This window comes from Klebsiella sp. CN_Kp100 (assembly GCF_040065315.1).
Lineage (GTDB): Bacteria > Pseudomonadota > Gammaproteobacteria > Enterobacterales > Enterobacteriaceae > Klebsiella > Klebsiella oxytoca.
The window spans coordinates 82,051-105,368 of record NZ_JBEAIJ010000042.1; the positions used below are offsets into that span (position 1 = coordinate 82,051).

The following is a 23,318-nucleotide window of genomic DNA, read 5'->3' on the forward strand; positions in this document are numbered from 1 at the left end:
AACGTAAAGGGGGAGTGACAGAACGATGGGCGTTATCTGACTCTTATTATTCCCAAACGGCGGCGGGGCAACGGGCAGAAGCTACTCTACCGCGCAATTATAACATCCCGACAAAAAATGTGCTGAAAACATTTATGCTTCTCCTGCAAATAGCACCCTTGGCACCCAGAACCGCTCCGGCAGACGATACGTCCGCAGTACGGAGAGATAGTCGAGATAATCGCGGCGAGGAATTTCCACTGCGCCCAACGAAGCCGTATGCTTGTTTAGCACCTGGCAATCGATTAATTTTCCACCATCGTGCATAAACGCCTGGCTAAAGACCAGCAGTGCGGTTTTGGAGGCATTTTCGGCTCGGCTGAACATTGATTCTCCGCAAAACAGCGCCCCCTGTGCAACACCGTACATGCCACCCACTAATTCCTCTCCCTGCCACACTTCAACAGAATGAGCGTGCCCCAGCTCATGTAGCTGATGATATGCCTGAACAATACCCTGCGTTATCCATGTTCCTTCATCACGATGATCGGCGCAGCCTTCAATAACCTGACCGAAGGCGTGATTCAACGTTACGCGATACGGGGAGCGCTGATGAAAACGCTTCATACTGCGGCTGAGATGGAATTTCTCCGGCCACAGTACCGCTCGCGGGTCGGGGGACCACCAGAGAATTGGGTCACCGGGCGAAAACCATGGAAAAATACCGCGCTGATAGGCCATCAGTAACCGCGCCGGGCTAAGATCGCCGCCCAGCGCTAACAGACCATTAGGTTCGCGCAAAGCGCCTTCCGGGGAGGGGAAGGCGATGGAATGATGAGAGAGCTGAACCAGCCGCATTTTTACCTCAACGCATCAGGCAATGATTCAATAGTAGCCTACAGACGCTGCTTAAACTGGTAGTAACGCCCCTGTTCAGCCAGCAATTCTGCGTGACTACCTTGCTCAATAATCTTTCCGTTGTCCATGACTATTATCTGATTAAACCGCGCCAGCCCGCGCAGACGATGAGTTACCATCAGCACGGTTTTTTCACGCATAACTTCAGCAAGTAAATCAAGTATTTGGCTTTCGGTCGTCGCATCAAGGCCTTCAGTAGGTTCGTCCAGCAGCATCAGCGGCGCATCGTGAAGCAGGGCGCGAGCGATAGCCAGCCTGCGCAACTCGCCGCCGGAAAGCTGACGACCACCTTCTCCCAGCCAGCTATTCAGGCCGCTATCTTCCAGCAACCTGGCTAAACCGACGCGTTCAAGCGTTTCTGCAAGCCGGGCATCGCTGGCCCCCGGAGAAGCCAGCAGCAGGTTGTCGCGCAGGGTCGCGCTGAACAGATGTACGCGCTGCGGCACGACGCTCATCGCCTGGCGCAACGTCGCTTCGTTAAGCTGCGTCAGCGGCTGATCATTGAGTAATATCTCTCCCTCCGCCGGATCCCAGGCACGGGTCAGCAGCTGTAACAGCGTCGATTTACCGCAGCCTGTTCGTCCCAGGATGGCGATATGCTCTCCGGCCTCGATCTGCAATGAAATTTTCTCCAGCGCAGGGGAGGGCTGCTGCGGATAGCTGAAGGTAACCTGATTTAAGCTTAACGAAACGCGATCCAGCTTTTGGCTTTCGCCCTGAGTGAAGGCGACTTCCGGCTCTTGTTCGGTAATTTGCGTGATGCGCTTTGCGGAAGCGATCACCTGCCCCAGATGCTGAAATGCGCCGGTTACCGGCGCCAGCGCTTCAAACGCCGCCAGCGCGCAGAAGACAAACAACGCGATCAGCGCGCCCGGTTGAGTATCGCCGCCAACGCCTGCGGAGGCGAGCCACAGCATAGTAATAACCGCCACTCCGCCAATCAGCAGCATCAGCGCCTGGGAGAGGGCCGTCAGTTCCGCCTGCCGACGCTGCGCATCCAGCCAATGCGCTTCGGTTTTTTCCATTTGCTGCCGGTAACGATCGCTGGCGTTGAACAGCATCAGCTCCGCCTGCCCCTGCAGCCATGAGGTCAACTGCTGGCGATACTGCCCGCGGAAATGAGTCATGCTTTCACCGGCGGGTTTACCGGCGCGATAGAACAGCGGCGGCATCACCAGCAGGGTAAGTAGCATAATACCGCCCAGGGTCAGAGCCAGAGTAACGTCCAGTATGCTCAGCCCCACGGTGACGACGAGAATTACCACCAGCGCGCCTACCAGCGGCGATATGACGCGCAGATAGAGATGATCCAGGGTATCGACATCTGCAACCACCCGGTTAAGCAGTTCGCCCTGACGAAAACGCGCCAGCCCGGCGGGGGAGAGCGGTAGCAGCTTGCTGAAGGTAAATACCCGCAGATGCTGCAGGACGCGAAAGGTTGCGTCATGGCTGACCAGACGCTCAAAATAACGGCCAGCGGTGCGAATGATCGCCGCGCCGCGTACGCCCGCGGCTGGCAGCATATAGTTAAAGCTGTAGATGCCCGCTACGCCAACAACGGCCGATGCCGACAGGAACCAGCCGGATAACGTTAATAAGCCAATGCTGGCCAGCAGCGTAACGATCGCCAGCACGATACCGAGCAGCAGCAGCCATTTGTGTCGTTTGTACAGCGCCAGGTAAGGCCATAATGCGCGCATTTAAATCTCCTCCTGACGATGAGCAAGCAGGGTTGCAAAAGGGCCGCCTGCGGTTGCCAGTTGCGAATAACTGCCTTGTTCAACAATTTGACCATCCTGCATCACCCAGATTGCATCCCAGTTCGCAAGGCCTTCCAGCTGGTGGGTAACCATTAGCGTGGTTTGCTGCGTTGATGCATTGGTCAGCGCCTGCATCACGCGCTGCTCACTATGGGCATCCAGGCTGGCTGCGGGTTCGTCCAGCAGCAGCAGGCGGCAGGGTACCAGCAGCGCCCGCGCGACGGCGACACGCTGAGCCTGCCCGACCGACAGGCGACCGGCCTGATCGCCGACAGGCGTGTTAATACCCTGCGGCAGAAGGGAGAGGAACTCGCTGACCCACGCTTTATCCAGCGCAAGCTGTAGCTGTGCTTCGGTGGCATCAGGGCAGGACAGCAGGACGTTGTCACGCAGCGTTGCCGCCGGCAGCTGCGGATTTTGCCCTACCCAGCTCAGGAGACGGCGCCAGCGGTCGGCATCCAGACTCTTTAACTCAACGCCATTGACCTTGAGCGAGCCCTCGTAGGGAAGAAAACCCGTTAGCGTATTCAATAGCGAGCTTTTGCCGGAGCCGCTTTGCCCAACCAGCACCACGCGCTCGCCAGCGCGTAGGGAAAAATTCAGCGGCCCGGCCAGTACTTTACCCTCAGGGGATTTGATCAGCAGGTCGCGGGCTTCGATGCTAATCATTTCATTATCGCTTAATACTTTTTCCCCACGTTCTGGCTGCGCCAGCGGCGTTTCCATAAAGGTCTTCAGGCTATCTGCGGCGCCAATAGCCTGCGCTTTCGCATGATAAAAGGTGCCTAAATCGCGCAGCGGCTGGAAAAACTCGGGGGCCAGAATCAGTGCGAGGAAACCGGCCATCAACGTCACTCCGGCGCCGTAGTGGCCAAAGTTGAGCTCTCCCAGATAGGAAAAGCCAAAGTAAACGGCTACCAGCGCAACCGAGAGCGAGGTGAAAAATTCCAGCACGCCGGAGGAGAGAAACGCCAGACGCAGCACTTCCATTGTTCGCTGACGGAAATCCTGAGAAGCCTCGCGTATGTTATCCGTCTCTGCTTGACCGCGATGAAAAATTCTCAGCGTCTCCATACCGCGCAGGCGGTCGAGAAAATGGCCGCTTAACCGAGCCAGAGCGAGAAAGTTACGTCGGTTGGCATCGGCCGCTCCCATGCCAACCAGCGCCATAAACAGAGGAATAAGCGGCGCTGTGCCCAACAGAATCAGCGCTGCGGCCCAGTTGATGGGAAAAATAGTGATGACGATCAGTAAGGGAATGCTGGCCGCCAGCGTCATCTGCGGTAAATAGCGAGCATAGTAGTCATGCATATCGTCGATCTGCTCAAGGATCAGCGTGGCCCAGCTACCCGCGGGTTTCCCCTGTATCCATGCCGGCCCCGCCTGCTGTAAACGATCCAGAACCTGGCGGCGAATCTCAACGCGGATATGCAGGCCCGCCTGAAAACCCACTCTTTCACGCAGCCAGACAACCCAGGCGCGCAGCACAAAGACCAGCACCAGTAACACAAAAGGCAGCAGCAGCGCCGTGGCGGGAATATTTTCCATAATCATGCGATGAAGGATCCGCGCCAGGAACCAGGCCTGAGCAACGATGAGCAGGCCGCTAACGACGCCCAGGAGACGGGAAATCATCAACCAGCGACGGGAGATAATGCTTTGATCTTTTAACCAACGGGTTAACTCTTGTTGACGGGTTTTATTCATTGCGCGCTTAGCAGGTGTAGTTATGAGTTTTTTGGGCACGGCAATGTTACAACGGGGCAAAAATAAAGGCGACTTTTCGTCGCCTTCTTTACCTTTGTTACTGACTTGTAAAGATTATTTGCAAGCGTCGGCTAAACCATCCAGATAACGCTCTGCATCCAGCGCAGCCATACAGCCTGTTCCGGCAGAGGTAATCGCCTGACGATAGATATGGTCCATCACGTCACCCGCAGCGAAGACACCAGGAATGCTGGTCTGGGTGGCGTTGCCGTGGATGCCGGACTGAACTTTAATGTAGCCGTTTTCCAGCTCAAGTTGACCGGCAAAAATCGCCGTGTTCGGGCTATGCCCGATAGCAACGAACAGCCCGGCAACGTCCAGGGATTCAACATTGTCAGCATTCTGCGTATCGCGCAAGCGCAGGCCGCTCACGCCCATCTGATCGCCGGTTACTTCTTCGAGGGTGCGGTTGGTATGCAGCACGATGTTGCCACTTTCCACTTTATCCATCAGGCGTTTGATGAGGATTTTTTCCGCGCGGAAGCCGTCACGACGGTGGATCAGATGGACTTCGGAAGCGATATTGGACAGATACAGCGCCTCTTCAACAGCCGTATTGCCGCCGCCGATGACGGCGACTTTCTGGTTACGATAGAAGAAACCGTCGCAGGTGGCGCAGGCAGAAACGCCGCGGCCTTTAAATGCCTCTTCTGATGGAAGCCCCAGATAACGCGCTGATGCGCCGGTGGCGATAATCAGGGCGTCACAGGTGTATTCACCGCTGTCGCCAGTCAGGCGGAACGGACGGTTTTGTAGATCGACGCTGTTGATATGATCGAAAATAATTTCGGTCTCAAACTTGGTGGCATGTTCGTGCATGCGCTCCATCAGCAGCGGTCCGGTCAGATCGTTAGGATCGCCTGGCCAGTTTTCCACTTCAGTGGTGGTGGTCAGCTGACCGCCTTTTTCCATTCCGGTAATCAGTACCGGCTGCAGATTTGCGCGCGCTGCGTAGACCGCAGCGGTATATCCCGCAGGTCCAGAACCAAGAATAAGCAGTTTACTGTGTTTGGCCGTGCCCATGAGATCCTCGTAATTTATTAGCATACATGCGCTGGATTGTAGGGAATTTGTGGACGTAAAAAAAGAGCGTGGCAGTTTTGTTAACGATATGTGTAATAGAAGCTGCCGATTAATTGGCGATTTAACGAACGAAGAATATAACTAATTCTACTGTCAGGGGGACAATTATAAGAGGAAAACATGAGAATCAACGGGGGAGGATAATGAATATCTGGCATCTTGTACTAAAAATCGATGTTTTGCTTTGACAATCCCCTGTGCTTTTGCGAAAACATTCATGGAAGAAGAAAAGCAGTGTTTAGCGTGTGGCGAATTTTAATGCACGCAAATGCCATTTTTATCCGGGTTAGCGAAATCTACGCATGGTGTGGACAGACGCCATGCGTGATGTCGGTGACTGCCGTCAGGCAACGGGCTTCTCACGTACCCCTGGGTTACCCATCGTCGTAAGGGTAATGACAGGATGGACTCTGGCAGTGAAGGCTCAGAGTCGGAACAGGAGTAGGGAAGGAATACAGAGAGACAATAATAATGGTAGATAGCAAGAAGCGCCCTGGCAAAGATCTCGACCGCATTGATCGTAATATTTTGAATGAATTGCAAAAAGACGGGCGTATTTCCAACGTCGAGCTTTCTAAACGGGTGGGACTTTCTCCGACGCCTTGCCTTGAGCGCGTGCGTCGACTGGAAAGACAGGGTTTTATTCAGGGCTATACAGCGCTGCTCAACCCGCATTATCTGGATGCATCACTTCTGGTATTTGTTGAGATTACTCTGAATCGTGGCGCGCCGGATGTGTTTGAGCAATTTAACTCCGCTGTGCAAAAACTTGAAGAAATTCAAGAGTGTCATCTGGTTTCCGGGGATTTCGATTACCTGTTGAAAACCCGCGTGCCGGATATGTCTGCGTATCGTAAACTACTGGGCGAGACCTTGCTGCGCCTGCCGGGCGTAAACGACACCCGTACCTATGTGGTAATGGAAGAAGTCAAGCAAAGTAATCGTCTGGTAATTAAGACGCGCTAACACGGAACAGGTGCAAAATCGACGTAGTTTGATTACACTCCTGTTAATCCATACAGCAACAGTGCCGGGGAGACCCGGCACTGTTGTCCGTTTTAGCTGAAGGCAGGAAACAGCCTGATACCTGGAGAGCCTTTCTTGAGCCAGGAATACACCGAAGACAAAGAAGTCAAGTTCACAAAGCTGAGTAGCGGGCGCCGTCTCCTTGAGGCATTACTCATTCTTTGCTCCCTTTTTGCCATCTGGTTGATGGCGGCCTTACTCAGCTTTAATCCCTCGGATCCTAGCTGGTCGCAAACGGCGTGGCACGAGCCTATTCATAACATAGGCGGTACGCCCGGAGCATGGCTGGCCGATACGCTATTTTTCATTTTTGGCGTAATGGCTTACACCATTCCGGTCATTATTATCGGCGGCTGCTGGTTTGCCTGGCGTCATCAGGAAAACGACGAGTACATCGATTATTTCGCCGTCTCGCTGCGTTTGATCGGTGCGCTGGCGCTGATTCTCACGTCCTGCGGGCTGGCGGCTATCAACGCTGATGATATCTGGTACTTTGCCTCCGGCGGGGTGATCGGCAGTCTGCTGAGCACCACCCTGCAACCTCTGCTGCACAGCAGCGGCGGCACAATCGCGCTGCTCTGCATCTGGGCGGCCGGATTGACGTTGTTTACCGGCTGGTCCTGGGTCAGCATCGCCGAAAAAATCGGCGGTGTGATTCTCTCTGTTCTCACGTTTGCCAGCAACCGTACCCGTCGTGACGACACCTGGGTTGATGAAGGGGAATATGAAGATGATGAAGAAGAATATGACGATGATGAACCCGCCAGGCCGCAGGGTTCTCGACGCGCGCGGATTCTACGCAGCGCCTTAGCCCGTCGCCAGCGCCTGGCCGAAAAATTCGCTAACCCGATGGGGCGTAAAACTGATGCCGCTCTGTTCTCCGGTAAGCGGATGGATGATGCGGAAGATGAGATTCAGTATAGCGCCAGCGGTGCGCCTGTTGCCGCTGATGATGTGCTCTTTTCTGGTTCCAGCGCAGCGCGTCCGGCCAATGCCGATGACGTTCTGTTCTCCGGAGTCAGCGCGGCACGCCCTGGCGATTTTGACCCATACGATCCGTTGTTGAACGGCCATAGCATTGCCGATCCGGTAGCAGTGGCCGCGCAGGATACCGCTGCTCCGCAGGCATGGTCTGAACCGCTGCCAGGGTACGACGCTCAGCCAGTCTATCAGCCCGAACCAGTGACACCGCCGCAGCACGCGTACCAGCCGCAGCCGTCTCCGGTGCAGCAACCAGCTTATCAGCCGGAACCGATCGCGCAGCCGCAGCACGCGTACCAGCCGCAGCCGTCTCCGGTGCAGCAGCCAGCTTATCAGCCGGAACCGATCGCGCAGCCGCAGCACGCGTATCAGCCGGAGCAGGCTCCGGTGCAGCAGCCAGCTTATCAGCCGGAACCGTTCTTGCAGCCACAGCACGTGTATCAGCCGGAGCAGGCTCCGGTGCAGCAGCCAGCTTATCAGCAGGAACCGTTCTCGCAGCCGCAGCATGCGTACCAGCCGGAACAGGCTCCGGTGCAGCAGTCAGCTTATCAGCCGGAACCGGCATGGCAGCCGCAGCACGCGTACCAGCCGGAGCAGGCTCCGGTGCAGCAGCCAGCTTATCATCCGGAACCGGCATGGCAGCCGCAGCATGCGTACCAGCCGGAGCAGGCTCCAGTGCAGCAGCCCGATCCCTATGCTGCCCCCGTTGAGCCTGAGCCTCCGCAAGAGGAGGTGAAGCCTCAGCGTCCGCCGATGTATTACTTTGAAGAAGTAGAAGAGAAACGCGCGCGTGAACGCGAGCAGCTTGCCGCCTGGTATCAGCCGATTCCTGAACCCGTCAGTCCGGTGGCGACAAAACCCATCACGCCTCCGTCTTCACCGGCGGGAGATGCTGCCGCCGTGAGCGCACTGGCGGCCGGGGTCCATCAGGCAACGGGTGCGGCTGCAGCTAGCGCCGCCGCGGCCTCAACCGCTTCTGCCGCATCCGGCGCTGCGCCGCTATTTAGTCCGGCTTCGGGCGGTCCTCGCGCGCAGGTAAAAGAAGGCATTGGCCCGAAATTGCCTCGTCCAAATCGCGTACGGGTTCCCACCCGCCGGGAACTTGCCTCCTACGGGATCAAGCTGCCTTCGCAGCGGTTAGCCGAAGAGCGCGCGCGTCAGGCTGAGCATCAGCACTATGATGATTCGCTGTCTGACGAGGAAGTTGCAGAGCTCGAGCAGGGAGAGCTGGCGCGTCAGTTCGCCGCCGCGCAAAATCAGCGCTATGGTGATAGCTACGCTGCCGAAGATGAAACTGCAGATGACGATTCCGCTGCTGAAGCCGAGCTGGCTCGTCAGTTTGCCGCGTCTCAACAGCAGCGCTACGCAAGCGAGCAGCCGCCGGGATCTCATCCGTTCTCTGCGGCTGACTATGAATTCTCGCCAATGAAAACGTTAGTTGACGATGCGCCGAGCGAGCCTGTCTTCACGCCATTGCCGGAAGTGCAGCAGCCTGCTCCGCAGTATCAGCAGCCGGTCCAGCATTCGCAGCCCGTGCCGCAGCCGATGCCGCATCAGCACGCCCCTCAGCAACCGCAAAATGTGCAGCACCAGGCTTATCAATCTGCGCAGCATCAGCCGGCTCAACATCCGCAAATGCCGCAGCAGGCTGCTGGCAGCTATCCGCAGCAGCATGCTTCTCAGGGGCACGCCCCGCAGCAGCCGGCTCCACAGCCGCAGGAGAGTCTCATTCATCCGTTGTTGATGCGCAATGGCGACAGTCGCCCGTTGCAGAAGCCGACGACGCTGCTGCCGTCTCTTGACCTACTTACGCCGCCCCCGGCTGAAGTTGAGCCGATTGATACCTTTGCGCTTGAGCAGATGGCGCGTCTGGTTGAAGCTCGTCTGGCCGATTTCCGCATTAAAGCCGACGTGGTGAACTACTCACCGGGCCCGGTAATCACTCGCTTTGAGCTTAACCTGGCGCCGGGTGTGAAAGCAGCGCGTATTTCCAACCTGTCGCGAGATTTGGCCCGTTCCCTGTCCACAGCGGCGGTGCGCGTAGTTGAAGTTATTCCGGGTAAGCCTTACGTTGGCCTGGAGCTGCCTAATAAAAAACGGCAAACCGTTTACCTGCGCGAAGTGCTCGATAACGCGAAATTCCGCGACAATCCTTCACCTCTCACCGTGGTCCTCGGCAAAGACATCGCGGGCGAACCCGTAACCGCCGACCTGGCGAAGATGCCGCACCTGCTGGTGGCTGGTACTACCGGTTCCGGTAAGTCTGTTGGGGTCAACGCCATGATCCTGAGCATGCTTTACAAAGCGCAGCCGGAAGATGTGAAATTCATCATGATTGACCCGAAAATGCTCGAGCTGTCGGTTTATGAAGGCATACCGCATCTGTTGACCGAGGTGGTGACGGATATGAAAGACGCCGCCAACGCTTTGCGCTGGAGCGTTAACGAGATGGAGCGTCGGTATAAGCTGATGTCTGCGCTGGGCGTGCGTAATCTGGCGGGTTACAACGAGAAAATTGCCGAAGCCGCGCGTATGGGACGGCCAATTCCGGATCCGTACTGGAAGCCTGGCGACAGTATGGATGCAACCCATCCGGTACTGAAAAAAGAGCCTTATATCGTGGTGCTGGTCGATGAATTTGCCGACCTGATGATGACCGTTGGTAAGAAAGTGGAAGAGCTGATCGCCCGTCTGGCGCAGAAAGCGCGCGCCGCGGGTATCCACCTGGTGCTGGCAACTCAGCGCCCTTCGGTTGACGTGATTACCGGCCTCATCAAAGCCAACATCCCGACGCGTATCGCCTTTACCGTCTCGAGTAAAATTGACTCGCGTACCATCCTCGATCAGGGCGGTGCGGAATCTCTGCTGGGGATGGGCGATATGCTCTACTCCGCGCCTAACTCGACGATTCCGGTGCGCGTGCACGGCGCTTTTGTGCGCGACGAGGAAGTTCACGCAGTCGTTCAGGACTGGAAAGCGCGCGGTCGTCCGCAGTATGTCGATGGCATCACCTCCGACAGCGAAAGCGAAGGCGGCGGCGGTGGCTACGATGGCGGGGAAGAGCTCGATCCGCTATTCGATCAGGCCGTGAATTTTGTGACGGAAAAACGCAAAGCCTCCATTTCTGGGGTACAGCGTCAGTTCCGCATTGGCTATAACCGCGCCGCGCGTATTATTGAGCAAATGGAAGCCCAGGGTATTGTGAGCGAGCAGGGTCATAACGGTAACCGTGAAGTGCTGGCTCCGCCGCCCTTCGAGTAACCGCAAAGTTGGGTAAATAAGTGAAAATCAGTCTTTTCTGCTGTTTAGCCGCCGTTAGCGGGTCTAAATTTGGCAGAAGAGGCTCCCGCGTCGGGAGTGACGCACATAAAGGAATGATAATGAAAAAACTCGCAATCACCTGTGCATTACTGTCCGGTCTGGTTGTCAGCCAGGTATGGGCGGATGCCGCCAGCGATTTAAAAAGCCGCCTTGATAAAGTGAGCAGCTTCCACTCCAGTTTTACGCAGAAGGTCACCGACGGCAGCGGTAATGCCGTTCAGGACGGGCAGGGTGATCTCTGGGTCAAGCGGCCAAATCTGTTCAACTGGCACATGACTCAACCAGATGAAAGCGTGCTGGTTTCTGATGGCAAAACGCTATGGTTCTACAATCCGTTTGTTGAGCAGGCCACCGCCACCTGGTTAAAAGACGCGACCAGCAATACGCCGTTTATGCTGATTGCCCGTAATCAGGCCAGCGACTGGCAAAACTATAACATTAAGCAGAACGGTGACGATTTTGTTCTGACTCCGAAAAACGGCAGCGGTAATCTTAAGCAGTTCACCATCAATGTGGGTCGTGACGGTACGATTCACCAATTCAGCGCCGTGGAACAGGACGATCAACGCAGCAGCTATCAGCTGAAATCGCAACAAAATGGTGCCGTGGATGCATCTAAGTTCACCTTTACGCCGCCGCAAGGGGTTACGGTGGACGATCAACGTAAATAGAGGCGAACGTGAGCAACCTGTCGCTCGATTTTTCCGATAACGCGTTTCAACCTCTGGCCGCCCGTATGCGGCCAGAAAATTTAGCGCAGTACATTGGCCAGCAGCACCTGCTGGCGCCGGGTAAACCCTTACCGAGGGCGATTGAAGCCGGGCACCTGCACTCGATGATTCTCTGGGGGCCGCCGGGGACGGGAAAAACCACCCTCGCTGAGGTCATTGCGCGCTACGCCAGCGCCGATGTTGAACGTATTTCAGCGGTTACCTCCGGAGTGAAAGAGATCCGCGAGGCCATTGAACGCGCGCGTCAAAACCGCAATGCGGGTCGCCGCACGATCCTGTTTGTCGATGAGGTCCATCGGTTTAATAAAAGCCAGCAGGATGCCTTTTTGCCGCATATCGAAGATGGAACTATCACCTTTATCGGCGCGACGACGGAAAACCCTTCCTTTGAACTCAATTCTGCACTGCTATCCCGCGCGCGCGTCTATCTGCTGAAGTCGCTGACCAGCGACGATATCGAACAGGTTCTTAATCAGGCCATGAGCGACAAAACGCGCGGCTACGGTGGGCAAAATATTGTACTACCGGACGAGACGCGCAAGGCCATCGCTGACCTTGTCAACGGTGATGCGCGCCGGGCGCTGAATACGCTGGAAATGATGGCCGATATGGCTGAAACCGACGCCTCTGGCAATCGCGTGTTGCAGGTTGAACTGCTGACCGAAATTGCCGGCGAGCGCAGCGCGCGTTTCGACAACAAAGGCGATCGCTTTTACGATTTAATCTCCGCGCTGCATAAATCGGTCCGCGGAAGCGCGCCGGATGCCGCCCTCTACTGGTACGCGCGGATTATTACCGCCGGCGGCGATCCCCTCTACGTTGCCCGCCGCTGCCTGGCGATTGCCTCTGAAGATGTAGGCAATGCCGATCCGCGCGCGATGCAGGTTGCGATCTCCGCCTGGGACTGCTTTACCCGCGTCGGACCGGCGGAAGGTGAACGCGCCATTGCTCAGGCCATTGTTTATCTTGCCTGTGCGCCCAAAAGCAACGCTGTTTACACCGCCTTTAAAGCGGCAATGGCCGACGCGCGCGAACGTCCCGATTACGACGTCCCGGTACATTTGCGCAATGCCCCCACGAAGCTGATGAAAGAGATGGGTTACGGGCAGGCGTACCGCTATGCACATGATGAACCTAATGCTTATGCCGCCGGAGAGCAGTACTTCCCGGAGGAAATGGCGCAAACGCGCTATTATCAGCCGACAAACCGGGGGCTGGAGGGCAAAATAGGCGAAAAGCTCGCCTGGTTAACCGAACAGGATCAAAATAGCCCGATAAAACGCTACCGATAATTGAGGCGTTGCGGTAAGGTTGTCACACTATTTCCGTGGTCGCGCTCTGCGGCCATTTTTCTTTATTAATTCGATAAGCACAGGATAAGCATGCTCGATCCCAATCTGCTGCGTACCGAGCCAGACGCAGTCGCAGAAAAACTGGCACGCCGGGGCTTTAAGCTGGATGTAGATAAACTTCGCGCTCTGGAAGAGCGTCGTAAAGTTCTGCAGGTTCAAACTGAAAACCTGCAGGCGGAGCGTAACTCCCGATCGAAATCCATTGGCCAGGCGAAAGCGCGCGGGGAAGATATTGAGCCATTACGCCTGGAAGTGAACAAGCTCGGTGAGCAGCTTGATGCCGCTAAAACCGAGCTGGACGCGCTGCTGGCGGAAATCCGCGATATTGCGCTGGCTATTCCAAACATCCCGCATGATGACGTACCGGCCGGTCGCGATGAAAACGATAACGTTGAAGTCAGCCGCTGGGGAACCCCGCGCGAGTTCGATTTTGACATTCGCGATCACGTCACGCTGGGCGAAATGCACGGAGGGCTGGATTTTGCCGCCGCCGTGAAGCTGACCGGTTCTCGCTTTGTGGTCATGAAGGGCCAGCTGGCACGCCTGCACCGCGCGCTGGCCCAGTTTATGCTGGATCTGCATACTGAACAGCACGGTTACAGCGAAAACTATGTTCCGTATCTGGTTAACCAGGACACGCTGTACGGCACTGGTCAGCTACCAAAATTTGCCGGCGACCTGTTCCATACCCGTCCGCTGGAAGAAGAAGCCGACAGCAGCAACTATGCGCTGATCCCAACGGCGGAAGTCCCGCTGACCAACCTGGTTCGCGATGAAATCATTGATGAAGACGATCTGCCGATCAAAATGACCGCCCATACGCCGTGCTTCCGCTCTGAGGCGGGCTCTTACGGCCGTGATACCCGTGGTCTGATCCGCATGCACCAGTTCGACAAAGTTGAGATGGTGCAGATTGTGCGTCCGGAAGATTCCATGGCCGCGCTGGAAGAGATGACCGGTCACGCCGAGAAAGTGCTGCAGCTGCTGGGTCTGCCGTATCGTAAAGTGGCTCTGTGCACTGGCGACATGGGCTTCAGCGCGTGCAAAACCTACGATCTGGAAGTGTGGGTACCGGCGCAGAATACCTATCGTGAAATCTCTTCCTGCTCCAACGTGTGGGATTTCCAGGCGCGTCGTATGCAGGCGCGCTGCCGCAGCAAGTCTGACAAGAAAACTCGCCTCGTACACACGCTGAACGGTTCTGGCCTGGCGGTTGGGCGTACGCTGGTCGCGGTGATGGAAAACTATCAGCAGGCGGATGGCCGCATTGAAATTCCGGAAGTGCTGCGTCCGTATATGCGCGGCCTTGAATTTATCGGCTGATTTTTCGACTCTTTTCTCAAAAGCGCCTGCGGGCGCTTTTTTTTACCCCCTTCTTGATACCGGGCAATAATCGACTTCGCGAATACGCAGATACTCCCTTTGGATTAAGCAGCATAAAAAACTAATAAAGTCTAATTTCGTTATATATCAAACTATATAACGGCTTTAAGTTAATTGTGAGCAACCAAAGCGAGTATCTATGAAAACCAAAACCCCCGATGCTTTACTGGCTGCCGAGGTGAGCCGGCGTGGTTTAATGAAAACCACGGCGATTGGCGGGCTGGCAATGGCCAGCAGCGCTTTTACCTTACCCTTCACGCGCATTGCCCACGCTGCGGATAGCCTGAGTCCCACCAGCGAAACCGTTACCTGGAGCGCCTGTACGGTTAACTGCGGTAGCCGCTGTCCGCTGCGGATGCATGTGGTCGATGGTGAGATCAAATATGTTGAAACAGACAATACCGGCGATGATAGCTACGACGGCCTGCATCAGGTTCGCGCCTGTCTGCGCGGCCGCTCGATGCGTCGACGCGTCTACAACCCGGACCGCCTGAAATATCCGATGAAGCGCGTGGGCAAGCGCGGCGAGGGCAAATTCGAGCGCATCAGCTGGGAAGAAGCGTTTGATACTATCGCCAGCAATATGCAGCGCCTGATAAAAGAGTACGGTAATGAGTCTATCTATCTGAACTATGGAACGGGTACCCTCGGCGGAACTTTGACTCGCTCATGGCCACCGGGAAAAACCCTGATTGCCCGGCTGATGAACTGCTGCGGCGGCTATCTCAACCATTATGGCGACTACTCCACCGCTCAAATTGCCGCTGGCCTGAACTATACCTACGGTGGCTGGGCCGATGGCAATAGCCCGTCGGATATCGAAAACAGTAAGCTGGTCGTATTGTTTGGCAACAACCCCGGGGAAACCCGAATGAGCGGCGGCGGGGTAACCTATTACCTGGAACAGGCGCGGGAGAAATCCAACGCCAGGCTGATTATTATCGATCCACGCTATACCGACACCGGTGCCGGACGCGAAGACGAGTGGATCCCGATTCGCCCAGGAACCGACGCCGCGCTGGTCTCCGCGCTGGCGTGGGTGATGATTACTGAAGACCTTGTTGATCAACCTTTCCTCGATAAATACTGCGTAGGCTATGACGAGAAAACGCTGCCGGAAGGAGCGCCAGCCAATGGCCACTATAAGGCCTATATTCTCGGTCAGGGCAAAGACGGTATCGCGAAGACCCCTGAGTGGGCGGCGACGATTACCGGCATTCCCCAGGCGCGTATCGTGCAGCTGGCGCGCGAAATCGCCAGCGCTAAACCTGCCTATATTTCTCAGGGCTGGGGCCCGCAGCGTCATGCCAACGGTGAGCTGGTATCCCGTGCAATTTCAATGCTGGCGATCTTAACCGGTAACGTCGGGATTAACGGCGGCAACACCGGCGCGCGTGAAGGTTCTTACTCCCTGCCTTTTGAACGCATGCCGACGTTGGATAATCCGGTGGAAACCAGTATTTCCATGTTTATGTGGACCGATGCGATTGAGCGCGGTACGGAAATGACCGCGCTGCGCGACGGCGTGCGCGGCAAAGATAAGCTTGACGTCCCTATCAAAATGGTCTGGAACTATGCTGGTAACTGTCTTATCAACCAGCACTCAGAAATCAACCGTACCCATGACATCCTGCAGGATGACAAGAAGTGCGAAATGATTGTGGTCATTGATTGCCATATGACCTCCTCAGCAAAATATGCCGATATTCTGCTGCCGGACTGTACGGCCTCGGAGCAGATGGATTTTGCGCTGGATGCTTCCTGCGGCAACATGTCCTACGTGATTTTTGCCGACCAGGCCATCAAGCCGCGCTTTGAGTGCAAAACCATTTATGAAATGACCAGCGAACTGGCGAAGCGCATGGGCGTTGAGCAACGCTTCACCGAAGGTCGCACGCAGGAAGAGTGGCTGCGTCATCTCTATGAACAATCCCGTAAAGCGATCCCGGCACTGCTGCCGTTTGATGAATTCCGTAAGCAGGGAATCTTCAAGCAGCGCGATCCGGAAGGTCACCACGTTGCCTATAAAGCCTTCCGTGAAGATCCCGCCGCCAATCCGTTAACGACGCCGTCAGGGAAAATTGAAATTTACTCTGCGCAGCTGGCGGAAATTGCGGCGACCTGGGAGCTTAAAGAACAGGATGTCATCGACCCGCTACCGATCTACAGCCCTGGGTTTGAAAACTATGACGATCCGCTGGCTGAAAAGTATCCGCTGCAGCTCACCGGTTTTCACTATAAAGCCCGTACGCACTCCACCTACGGCAACGTTGACGTGCTGAAAGCGGCTTGCCGTCAGGAGATGTGGATCAACCCGCTGGATGCGCAGAAGCGCGGCATCGCTAATGGCGATCGGATCCGCATCTTTAACGATCGTGGTGAAGTCCATATCGAAGCCAAAGTGACCCCGAGAATGATACCTGGCGTGGTCGCGCTGGGTGAGGGGGCCTGGTATAACCCGGACGCAGGCCGCGTGGATCAGGCTGGCAGCATCAACGTGCTGACCACCCAACGCCCGTCGCCGCTGGCGAAAGGCAATCCATCGCATACCAACCTCGTCCAGGTTGAAAAGCTGTAAGGAGTAACCGATGACAACTCAATATGGATTTTTTATTGATTCCGCCCGTTGCACCGGTTGCAAAACCTGCGAACTGGCTTGTAAAGACTATAAAAACCTTACGCCGGAAGTCAGCTTCCGTCGTATCTACGAATACGCCGGCGGCGACTGGCAGGAGGATAACGGGGTATGGCAGCAAAACGTCTTTGCCTATTACCTCTCTATCGCCTGCAACCATTGTGAGGATCCTGCCTGCACTAAAGTTTGCCCTAGCGGAGCGATGCACAAGCGTGAAGATGGCTTTGTCGTCGTCGATGAAGATGTCTGTATCGGCTGTCGCTACTGTCATATGGCCTGCCCGTACGGCGCACCGCAGTACAATGCGACAAAAGGCCATATGACCAAATGCGATGGCTGCCACGAGCGCGTAGCCGACGGCAAAAAACCGATTTGCGTGGAATCTTGCCCGCTGCGCGCCTTGGATTTCGGCCCGATTGAAGAGCTGCGTAAAAAACACGGTCAGCTGGCTGCCGTCGCGCCGCTGCCTTCGGCGCATTTCACTAAGCCGAGCATTGTGATTAAACCTAATGCCAACAGCCGACCGTGTGGAGATACCACCGGCTACCTGGCTAACCCGAAGGAGGTGTGAGATGGGGAGTGGATGGCATGAATGGCCGCTGATTATTTTCACGGTCTTGGGTCAGTGCGTCGTGGGCGGATTTATTGTACTGGCTCTGGCGCTAATAAAGGGCGATTTAACGCGTGAACAGCAGCAGCGCGTGGTGCGAAGTATGTTTGGCCTGTGGGTGCTGATGGGCGTAGGTTTTATTGCCTCGACTCTGCATCTTGGGTCGCCGATGCGCGCTTTTAACTCGCTTAATCGCGTGGGGGCTTCATCGCTCAGCAACGAAATCGCCAGCGGTGCGCTGTTCTTTGCCGTCGGCGGCATTGGCTGGCTGCTGGCGGTGGTGAATAAGCTACCCGCGGGACTGCGTCACCTTTGGCTGGTTATTACCATGGTGCTCGGGATAATCTTTGTCTGGATGATGGTCCGCGTCTATAACACCATCGATACGGTGCCCACCTGGTACACGGTCTGGACGCCACTGAGCTTCTTCCTGACGATGTTTATCGGCGGTCCGCTGCTGGGATATCTGCTGCTGCGCTTTGCGGACGTCAACGGTTGGGCGATGCGCCTGCTGCCGGCGGTGACTCTGCTGGCGCTGGTGGTGAGCGTGACCGTGGTGCTGATGCAGGGTCAGGAGCTGACAACAATCCATAGCTCTATCCAGCAGGCCTCGGCGCTGGTGCCGAACTATGGTTCGCTGATGGCGTGGCGCGTGGTGGCTCTGGTGCTGGCGCTGGTATGCTGGATTGCTCCGCAGCTCAAAGGCTATCAGCCCGCATTGCCGCTTCTGGGGCTGGCATTTGCGCTGGTGCTGGTTGGCGAAGCGATCGGCCGCGGCGTCTTCTATGGCCTGCATATGACCGTCGGGATGGCAATCGCCAGCTAATCGTCCTTTATCGCGCCAGAATTATGATTTCTGGCGCGATAAAAAGTGCGGTCGATTCATGAAATATTTCTACTGATATTCCCACCGCTTTTTTTTAATAAATTAATAAAAACAATGGAATAATATAAATAACTATTCTGTTGACGATCCGCTGGATAAAAAACTTCAATCGTTCCCCCGCAAACCGCGTCAGGCCTGATTTCAGGTAGATTGACAATGTTTTCAGCAGTGGCATGATGCGCACGAAATCTGAACTCCATCACGGTTTATATCCATGACCATCTACACCCGGCCAGTGCAAATGCTGCTCTGTGGCCTGCTTCTGTTGACTCTGGCGATAGCGGTTTTAAATACGCTCGTCCCGCTTTGGCTCGCCCATGAAAATATGCCGACCTGGCAGGTTGGAATGGTGGGGTCGTCCTATTTTACCGGTAATCTGGTGGGAACGTTGCTCGCCGGATGGGTAATTAAGCGCCTGGGGTTTAACCGCAGCTATTACCTGGCATCGGTTATTTTTGCCGTGGGCTGCGTGGGTCTTGGTATCACTATTGGCTTCTGGAGCTGGTTCAGCTGGCGTTTTATCGCCGGCGTCGGCTGCGCGATGATTTGGGTGGTGGTTGAGAGCGCGCTGGTCTGTAGCGGCACTTCGCGGAGCCGGGGTCGACTGCTGGCGGCCTATATGATGATTTATTATGTCGGCACGGTACTGGGCCAGCTAATGGTCAGCAAACTGCCGACGGATCTGATGAGCGTTCTGCCGTGGGTGACGGCGCTGGCTCTGGCGGCCATCCTGCCGCTGCTGTTTGCTCGCGTGGCGACTCAGGCCGATGAACCGCATGAACCGGCGCGTATCTGGCCTATGCTACGGCTGCGTCAGGCCCGCCATGGGGTCAACGGCTGCATTATTTCCGGCATCGTTCTCGGTTCGCTGTATGGCCTGATGCCGCTATGGCTTAACCACCAGGGCGTTAGCGATTCCGGCATTGGCTTCTGGATGGCGGTAATGGTGAGCGCGGGTATCGTTGGGCAGTGGCCGATTGGCCGTCTTGCCGATCGCTACGGGCGTCTGCTGGTCCTGCGCGTTCAGGTATTTGTGGTGATCCTCGGCTGTCTGGCAATGTTAAGCCAGGCCGCAATGGCGCCGGCGCTGTTCGTGCTGGGGGCATCCGGCTTTACGCTCTATCCGGTGGCTATGGCCTGGGCTTGTGAAAAAGTGGAGCGTCATCAGCTGGTGGCGATGAACCAGGCGCTCTTAATGAGCTATACCGTGGGTAGCCTGCTTGGGCCGACCCTTACCGCGATGCTGATGCAGAATTTCTCTGATAATCTGCTGTTTATCATGATCGCCAGCGTGTCATTCATCTATCTGCTGACGCTGCTGCGCAAAGCGGGCCACCATCCTACGCCGGTGGCGCACGCCTGATTTATGCAGAACATAGCCAGGTCACGCCCTGGCTATGGTTTAATGCGAAGCAAGAAGCGCGGCAAACTCGGTCTGGCTTTGCACCGTGCTGAATCGCTGAAGTCTATCCCCCTCATCCAGCCAGCAGACTAACCGCTGGATCGTCTGAATATGCTGTTCGCTATCTGCCGCCGCCAGTATGACTATCAGCCGAATTCCGGGATGATCCGGAAAATCAACGGCTTCGCTACAGCAAAGCAGCGAAAGCGCGCTATTTTTGCTCAGCACGCCCGCTTCCGGACGCGCATGCGGTAGCGCAAATCCCGGGCTCAGTATATACCAGGGGCCATCCTGCTCTGTGGCGTGGATAATCGCACCGGCATACCCGGCGGTAATTTTCCCCTGTTGCTCTAGCGGGCGGCAGGCGAGCTGAACAGCGCTGCGCCAGTTCAGGCAGTGGCTGGTGAACTGACAGGCGGAAAACAGCGTCTCTTCCATACACATTCCTTTTATGCGCGAGCCGACCGCCATCTGACCGGCTCGCCTGGTAGTTAGCGTAGAGCATTAAACAGCGCTTCTCCCGAAATGCCGTATTTCGCTTTTAGCTGTCTGCTGTTACCCGATTCGGTAAATGTATCCTGCGTTCCCAACCGCGTAAGGCGCGCCGGATGCGCCTTTTGCGCCAGGGTTTCCGCGATCAGCCCACCGAGGCCGCCGTTGACGGTATGATTTTCAAGCGTAGCGATAAGTGGGCAATCATTAACCAGCCGATAAAATTCTTGCTGATTAAAGGGCTTAAGGGTTGCGACGTGAATCAGCTTGCCCTTTTTGCCGCTGGCGACCAACTTTTCATAACCCTCGGTGGCCTGCTCCAGAACCGTCCCTTCAAAAAGAATCGCAAAATCATTGCCGCTATCGGCGATGGCGGCGATATCGCTCACCCGCGGCACGACGCTTTTATCGCGAACCGGCATCGGTTCGCGGGCAACGCGGATATAAACGGGCCCCTTTATTTTTGCCGCCTGCTCGAAGGCCTCGGCGATTTCTTCCGCATCTGCTGGCGTCAGGACGGTTAACCCCGGAAGGACGCGGGTCAGCGCTAAATCCTCCAGCGCATGATGCGAAGCGCCGTCAGGTCCATCATCCATACCGGGATGGCTACCGACGAGTTTAATATTGGCTTTGGCGTAGCAGGCCTGCCGCAGCTGGGTCCAGGCGGTGCCGGTGACGAACATGGCAAAGTTAACATAGAAGGGCATAAAGCCTTCCAGCGCCTGGCCGACCGCGAAACTCATGGCGGAGCCTTCCGCAATGCCCATTTCGAAGAAGGCCTCAGGATAGATGGTCTGAAACTGGTCAGTACGGGTAGAGCTGGCTAAATCACTGTCGATAACAACGACGGGATAGCCTTTTTCTTTTAGCGCAATCAGGGCATTACCGATCTCATCACGGGGTGCTTTCATCACTGTAACTCCTCCATTGCCTGCTGAAATTGTTCTTTGCTCGGGGTTTTTGAGTGCCAGTCGCCGTTGTTTTCCATATAGCTGACGCCGGAACCTTTAGTCGTGTGCGCCACGATGGCGACCGGCTTGCCTTTCAGATGGCGGGATAGCATCAGGGTATCGGCAACCTGATGCATATCATTGCCATCGTGCAGCTCCAGTACATGCCAGCCAAAGCTGCGGATTTTGTCCGCCAGCGGCTCGAGATTAACGACTTCATTAACGGGGTCGTGGGAAGAGAAGCCGTTGTAATCGAAGATGGCGACCAGATTATCCATTTTCATGTGACCAGCCTGCTGTAAGGTTTCCCAGATTTGGCCTTCATGCATTTCGCCATCGCCAACGATGGCAAAGACCCGGTGCGGATCGTTGCGCCGCTTTTTGGCGGCCGCCATACCAAAAGCAATCGACAGCCCCTGACCCAGCAGACCGGTTGTGGCATCGACCTCCGGTAGTGATTTAATGCTTGGGTGTCCCTGCAGGCGCGAGTTGATCTGCCGGAACGTGTGGAACTCGCTGCGATCGATCTTTCCTTTTTGATAGAGCATGGCGTACTGCGCGGCGACGGCGTGGCCTTTACTCATCACCACGCGCGAGCGCGGGGAGGCTTGCAAATCGACTTCCTGATAATAGAGCCAGGTAAGAATGTCGATTATCGACAATGCCCCGCCCGGATGGCCAATCCCGGATTCGTAAATCATGGTGACTATCTCGCGGCGAGCGGCAAGCGCATGGGATTTCAGTTCATCAATGTTCATGTTCTTTCCTTCTTAGGGCAGCATTTTACCGATGTAGTACACGACCAGACCCAGGGCAACGAAGTCAGTTTCCGGGAAGCTGGTGCCTGAAAGACCGACGGACTCCATAATCGGGTAAATCAGCGCAGGGCCAATACCGATCAGGATCCCGGTGATGAAGCTTCCGGCAATCGCGCCTTTCCAGCCGCCGGAGGCATTACCAAATACCGCAGCGGTGGCGCCGATGAAGAAGTAGGGAATAGCTACCGGGATAATGACGGTTTGTCCGAGGATCGCCAGCAAACCCATCACCACCAGCCCGCCGACAAAAGACGAGATAAATCCGAGAACCGTGGCGGTTGGAGCGTAGGGAAAGACGACCGGGCAGTCGAGCGCGGGTTTGGCATTAGGAATAAACTTCTCCGAGATGCCGAGAAAGGCCGGAACAATTTCTGACAGCAGCAGGCGCACGCCGGTAATGATGATGTACAGAGAAGCGGTAAAGGTCAGCGACTGAAAGAGCGGGTAAACCAGCCAGTGCATGCCGCCGGCCGCTGCGGTGACCGCAGCTTTTCCGGCCGCGAGCGCGGCGATGTAATAGAAAATACTCACCGAGATCGATACTGAAACAATGTAATCTTTGAAGATCCCCAGCCAACCGGGGAGATTCAGCTTTTCGGTAGATTGTTTAGGATCGCCGACTTTAGAACCGATCCAGCCGGAGGCGGCATAGGCCAGCGTGACGTAGTGCCCCATGGCGATCTCATCGTTACCGGTAATTTTTCGCATCCACGGTTGCGCAATAGCCGGATAGAGGCAGGCGGCGAGCCCCAGCAGCACCGAGCCGACAATAATGGTCGTCATGTCGCTGTAGCCCAGCGCCTTTAGCGTCACGGTAAGCAGCGCGGAGAGATACAGGTTATGTTGCCCGGTAAGAAAGATGTATTTAAACGGCGTCACGCGGGCAAAGAACAGGTTCCAGGCAAAACCAATCACCATAATCAGCGAAACGCACATGGCGAATTTGGTTTGCGCCAGTCCGGTTAGCGCTTCAGCCAGCGGCATTACGCCCTTCAGGCCAAAACCATCGCTGAATAAGGTCTGAAAGTTACCCAGGGAAGTCACCGCCAGACCAGCGCCGCCGGCGAATACCAGAAAGCCGACGATGGTTTTAAAAGTGCCGGAAAGCACTTTTTCAATCGGCTTGCGTTGGATTAACAGGCCGATTAATGCAATAAAGCCAACTAAAAGTGGGGTTACGCCCAGAATGTCGAATACAATAAATCTGAGGAAATCCATATTGCC

18 protein-coding genes are annotated in these 23,318 nt (G+C 55.8%); 9 read left to right on the plus strand and 9 right to left on the minus strand.

Annotated features, from left to right (window positions below):
* Positions 1 to 132: 132 nt before the first annotated feature.
* The 4 genes from aat to trxB form a co-directional block, all read right to left on the minus strand.
* Positions 133 to 837 (minus strand): leucyl/phenylalanyl-tRNA--protein transferase, encoded by a 705-nt coding sequence (aat, locus tag ABLV12_RS18370; protein WP_004111858.1) that lies wholly within the window; start codon positions 835 to 837, stop codon positions 133 to 135.
* Between the two features lie 38 nt (positions 838 to 875).
* Positions 876 to 2,597, minus strand: a complete 1,722-nt coding sequence (gene cydC, locus ABLV12_RS18375; protein ID WP_204723600.1) for a cysteine/glutathione ABC transporter ATP-binding protein/permease CydC — start codon at positions 2,595 to 2,597, stop codon at positions 876 to 878.
* Positions 2,598 to 4,364, minus strand: a complete 1,767-nt coding sequence (cydD, locus tag ABLV12_RS18380) for a cysteine/glutathione ABC transporter permease/ATP-binding protein CydD (protein ID WP_348867217.1) — start codon at positions 4,362 to 4,364, stop codon at positions 2,598 to 2,600.
* 114 nt (positions 4,365 to 4,478) lie between these two features.
* Complete coding sequence (gene trxB / locus ABLV12_RS18385) at positions 4,479 to 5,447, minus strand: thioredoxin-disulfide reductase (RefSeq protein ID WP_004100637.1); 969 nt, start codon at positions 5,445 to 5,447, stop codon at positions 4,479 to 4,481.
* A 531-nt stretch (positions 5,448 to 5,978) separates the two neighbouring features.
* Between trxB and lrp the strand changes: the two genes are divergently transcribed.
* The 8 genes from lrp (at position 5,979) to ABLV12_RS18425 (ending at position 18,372) form a co-directional block, all read left to right on the plus strand.
* Positions 5,979 to 6,473 (plus strand): leucine-responsive transcriptional regulator Lrp, encoded by a 495-nt coding sequence (gene lrp, locus ABLV12_RS18390; RefSeq protein WP_002439523.1) that lies wholly within the window; start codon positions 5,979 to 5,981, stop codon positions 6,471 to 6,473.
* 135 nt (positions 6,474 to 6,608) lie between these two features.
* Positions 6,609 to 10,775 carry a DNA translocase FtsK gene (gene ftsK, locus ABLV12_RS18395; RefSeq protein ID WP_348867218.1) on the plus strand — a complete coding sequence of 1,389 codons (4,167 nt, stop codon included), beginning with the start codon at positions 6,609 to 6,611 and terminating at the stop codon, positions 10,773 to 10,775.
* 119 nt (positions 10,776 to 10,894) lie between these two features.
* Complete coding sequence (gene lolA / locus ABLV12_RS18400; RefSeq protein WP_004100642.1) at positions 10,895 to 11,506, plus strand: outer membrane lipoprotein chaperone LolA; 612 nt, start codon at positions 10,895 to 10,897, stop codon at positions 11,504 to 11,506.
* Between the two features lie 8 nt (positions 11,507 to 11,514).
* Positions 11,515 to 12,858 carry a replication-associated recombination protein RarA gene (gene rarA / locus ABLV12_RS18405; RefSeq protein ID WP_004100647.1) on the plus strand — a complete coding sequence of 448 codons (1,344 nt, stop codon included), beginning with the start codon at positions 11,515 to 11,517 and terminating at the stop codon, positions 12,856 to 12,858.
* 90 nt (positions 12,859 to 12,948) lie between these two features.
* Positions 12,949 to 14,241: a serine--tRNA ligase gene (gene serS, locus ABLV12_RS18410; protein WP_004111863.1), complete on the plus strand. Its 1,293-nt coding sequence runs from the start codon at positions 12,949 to 12,951 to the stop codon at positions 14,239 to 14,241.
* A 199-nt stretch (positions 14,242 to 14,440) separates the two neighbouring features.
* On the plus strand, positions 14,441 to 16,879 hold the full coding sequence (dmsA, locus tag ABLV12_RS18415; protein WP_004100651.1) for a dimethylsulfoxide reductase subunit A: 2,439 nt from the start codon (positions 14,441 to 14,443) through the stop codon (positions 16,877 to 16,879).
* Positions 16,880 to 16,889: 10 nt separating this feature from the next.
* Complete coding sequence (locus ABLV12_RS18420; RefSeq protein ID WP_004111868.1) at positions 16,890 to 17,507, plus strand: DMSO/selenate family reductase complex B subunit; 618 nt, start codon at positions 16,890 to 16,892, stop codon at positions 17,505 to 17,507.
* A 1-nt stretch (position 17,508) separates the two neighbouring features.
* A complete protein-coding gene (locus ABLV12_RS18425; protein WP_004100660.1) occupies positions 17,509 to 18,372 on the plus strand; it encodes a dimethyl sulfoxide reductase anchor subunit family protein in 864 nt (287 codons plus the stop codon).
* 56 nt (positions 18,373 to 18,428) lie between these two features.
* Here ABLV12_RS18425 and ABLV12_RS18430 read toward each other — a convergent pair whose 3' ends face one another.
* Positions 18,429 to 18,635: a hypothetical protein gene (locus tag ABLV12_RS18430; protein ID WP_123830269.1), complete on the minus strand. Its 207-nt coding sequence runs from the start codon at positions 18,633 to 18,635 to the stop codon at positions 18,429 to 18,431.
* Positions 18,636 to 18,646: 11 nt separating this feature from the next.
* On the opposite strand from ABLV12_RS18430, the gene ABLV12_RS18435 reads away from it, so the two are divergent.
* Complete coding sequence (locus ABLV12_RS18435; RefSeq protein WP_004111869.1) at positions 18,647 to 19,795, plus strand: MFS transporter; 1,149 nt, start codon at positions 18,647 to 18,649, stop codon at positions 19,793 to 19,795.
* 39 nt (positions 19,796 to 19,834) lie between these two features.
* Here ABLV12_RS18435 and ABLV12_RS18440 read toward each other — a convergent pair whose 3' ends face one another.
* Genes ABLV12_RS18440 through ABLV12_RS18455 form a run of 4 tightly spaced genes read right to left on the minus strand, consistent with a single transcriptional unit; the run spans position 19,835 to position 23,312 of the window.
* Positions 19,835 to 20,272 (minus strand): PTS sugar transporter subunit IIA, encoded by a 438-nt coding sequence (locus ABLV12_RS18440; protein WP_049127754.1) that lies wholly within the window; start codon positions 20,270 to 20,272, stop codon positions 19,835 to 19,837.
* Between the two features lie 53 nt (positions 20,273 to 20,325).
* Positions 20,326 to 21,237, minus strand: a complete 912-nt coding sequence (locus ABLV12_RS18445; protein ID WP_064396685.1) for a transketolase C-terminal domain-containing protein — start codon at positions 21,235 to 21,237, stop codon at positions 20,326 to 20,328.
* Complete coding sequence (locus ABLV12_RS18450) at positions 21,237 to 22,034, minus strand: transketolase (protein ID WP_016808068.1); 798 nt, start codon at positions 22,032 to 22,034, stop codon at positions 21,237 to 21,239. The genes ABLV12_RS18445 and ABLV12_RS18450 overlap by 1 nt, the downstream gene beginning before the upstream one ends.
* A gap of 12 nt (positions 22,035 to 22,046) precedes the next feature.
* Positions 22,047 to 23,312, minus strand: coding sequence for a PTS ascorbate transporter subunit IIC (locus ABLV12_RS18455; protein ID WP_004100670.1), 1,266 nt, complete (start codon positions 23,310 to 23,312; stop codon positions 22,047 to 22,049).
* Positions 23,313 to 23,318: the final 6 nt, after the last annotated feature.

Bases quoted from the DNA above. Each gene is read 5' to 3' on its own strand.
- ABLV12_RS18440 (WP_049127754.1), bottom strand. From the start codon at position 20,272: ATGGAAGAGACGCTGTTTTCCGCCTGTCAGTTCACCAGCCACTGCCTG.
- trxB (WP_004100637.1), bottom strand. From the start codon at position 5,447: ATGGGCACGGCCAAACACAGTAAACTGCTTATTCTTGGTTCTGGACCT.
- serS (WP_004111863.1), top strand. From the start codon at position 12,949: ATGCTCGATCCCAATCTGCTGCGTACCGAGCCAGACGCAGTCGCAGAA.
- lrp (WP_002439523.1), top strand. From the start codon at position 5,979: ATGGTAGATAGCAAGAAGCGCCCTGGCAAAGATCTCGACCGCATTGAT.
- ABLV12_RS18420 (WP_004111868.1), top strand. From the start codon at position 16,890: ATGACAACTCAATATGGATTTTTTATTGATTCCGCCCGTTGCACCGGT.
- aat (WP_004111858.1), bottom strand. From the start codon at position 837: ATGCGGCTGGTTCAGCTCTCTCATCATTCCATCGCCTTCCCCTCCCCG.
- ABLV12_RS18450 (WP_016808068.1), bottom strand. From the start codon at position 22,034: ATGAACATTGATGAACTGAAATCCCATGCGCTTGCCGCTCGCCGCGAG.
- ABLV12_RS18425 (WP_004100660.1), top strand. From the start codon at position 17,509: ATGGGGAGTGGATGGCATGAATGGCCGCTGATTATTTTCACGGTCTTG.
- ABLV12_RS18455 (WP_004100670.1), bottom strand. From the start codon at position 23,312: ATGGATTTCCTCAGATTTATTGTATTCGACATTCTGGGCGTAACCCCA.
- ABLV12_RS18445 (WP_064396685.1), bottom strand. From the start codon at position 21,237: ATGAAAGCACCCCGTGATGAGATCGGTAATGCCCTGATTGCGCTAAAA.
- cydC (WP_204723600.1), bottom strand. From the start codon at position 2,597: ATGCGCGCATTATGGCCTTACCTGGCGCTGTACAAACGACACAAATGG.
- dmsA (WP_004100651.1), top strand. From the start codon at position 14,441: ATGAAAACCAAAACCCCCGATGCTTTACTGGCTGCCGAGGTGAGCCGG.
- lolA (WP_004100642.1), top strand. From the start codon at position 10,895: ATGAAAAAACTCGCAATCACCTGTGCATTACTGTCCGGTCTGGTTGTC.
- cydD (WP_348867217.1), bottom strand. From the start codon at position 4,364: ATGAATAAAACCCGTCAACAAGAGTTAACCCGTTGGTTAAAAGATCAA.
- ABLV12_RS18435 (WP_004111869.1), top strand. From the start codon at position 18,647: ATGACCATCTACACCCGGCCAGTGCAAATGCTGCTCTGTGGCCTGCTT.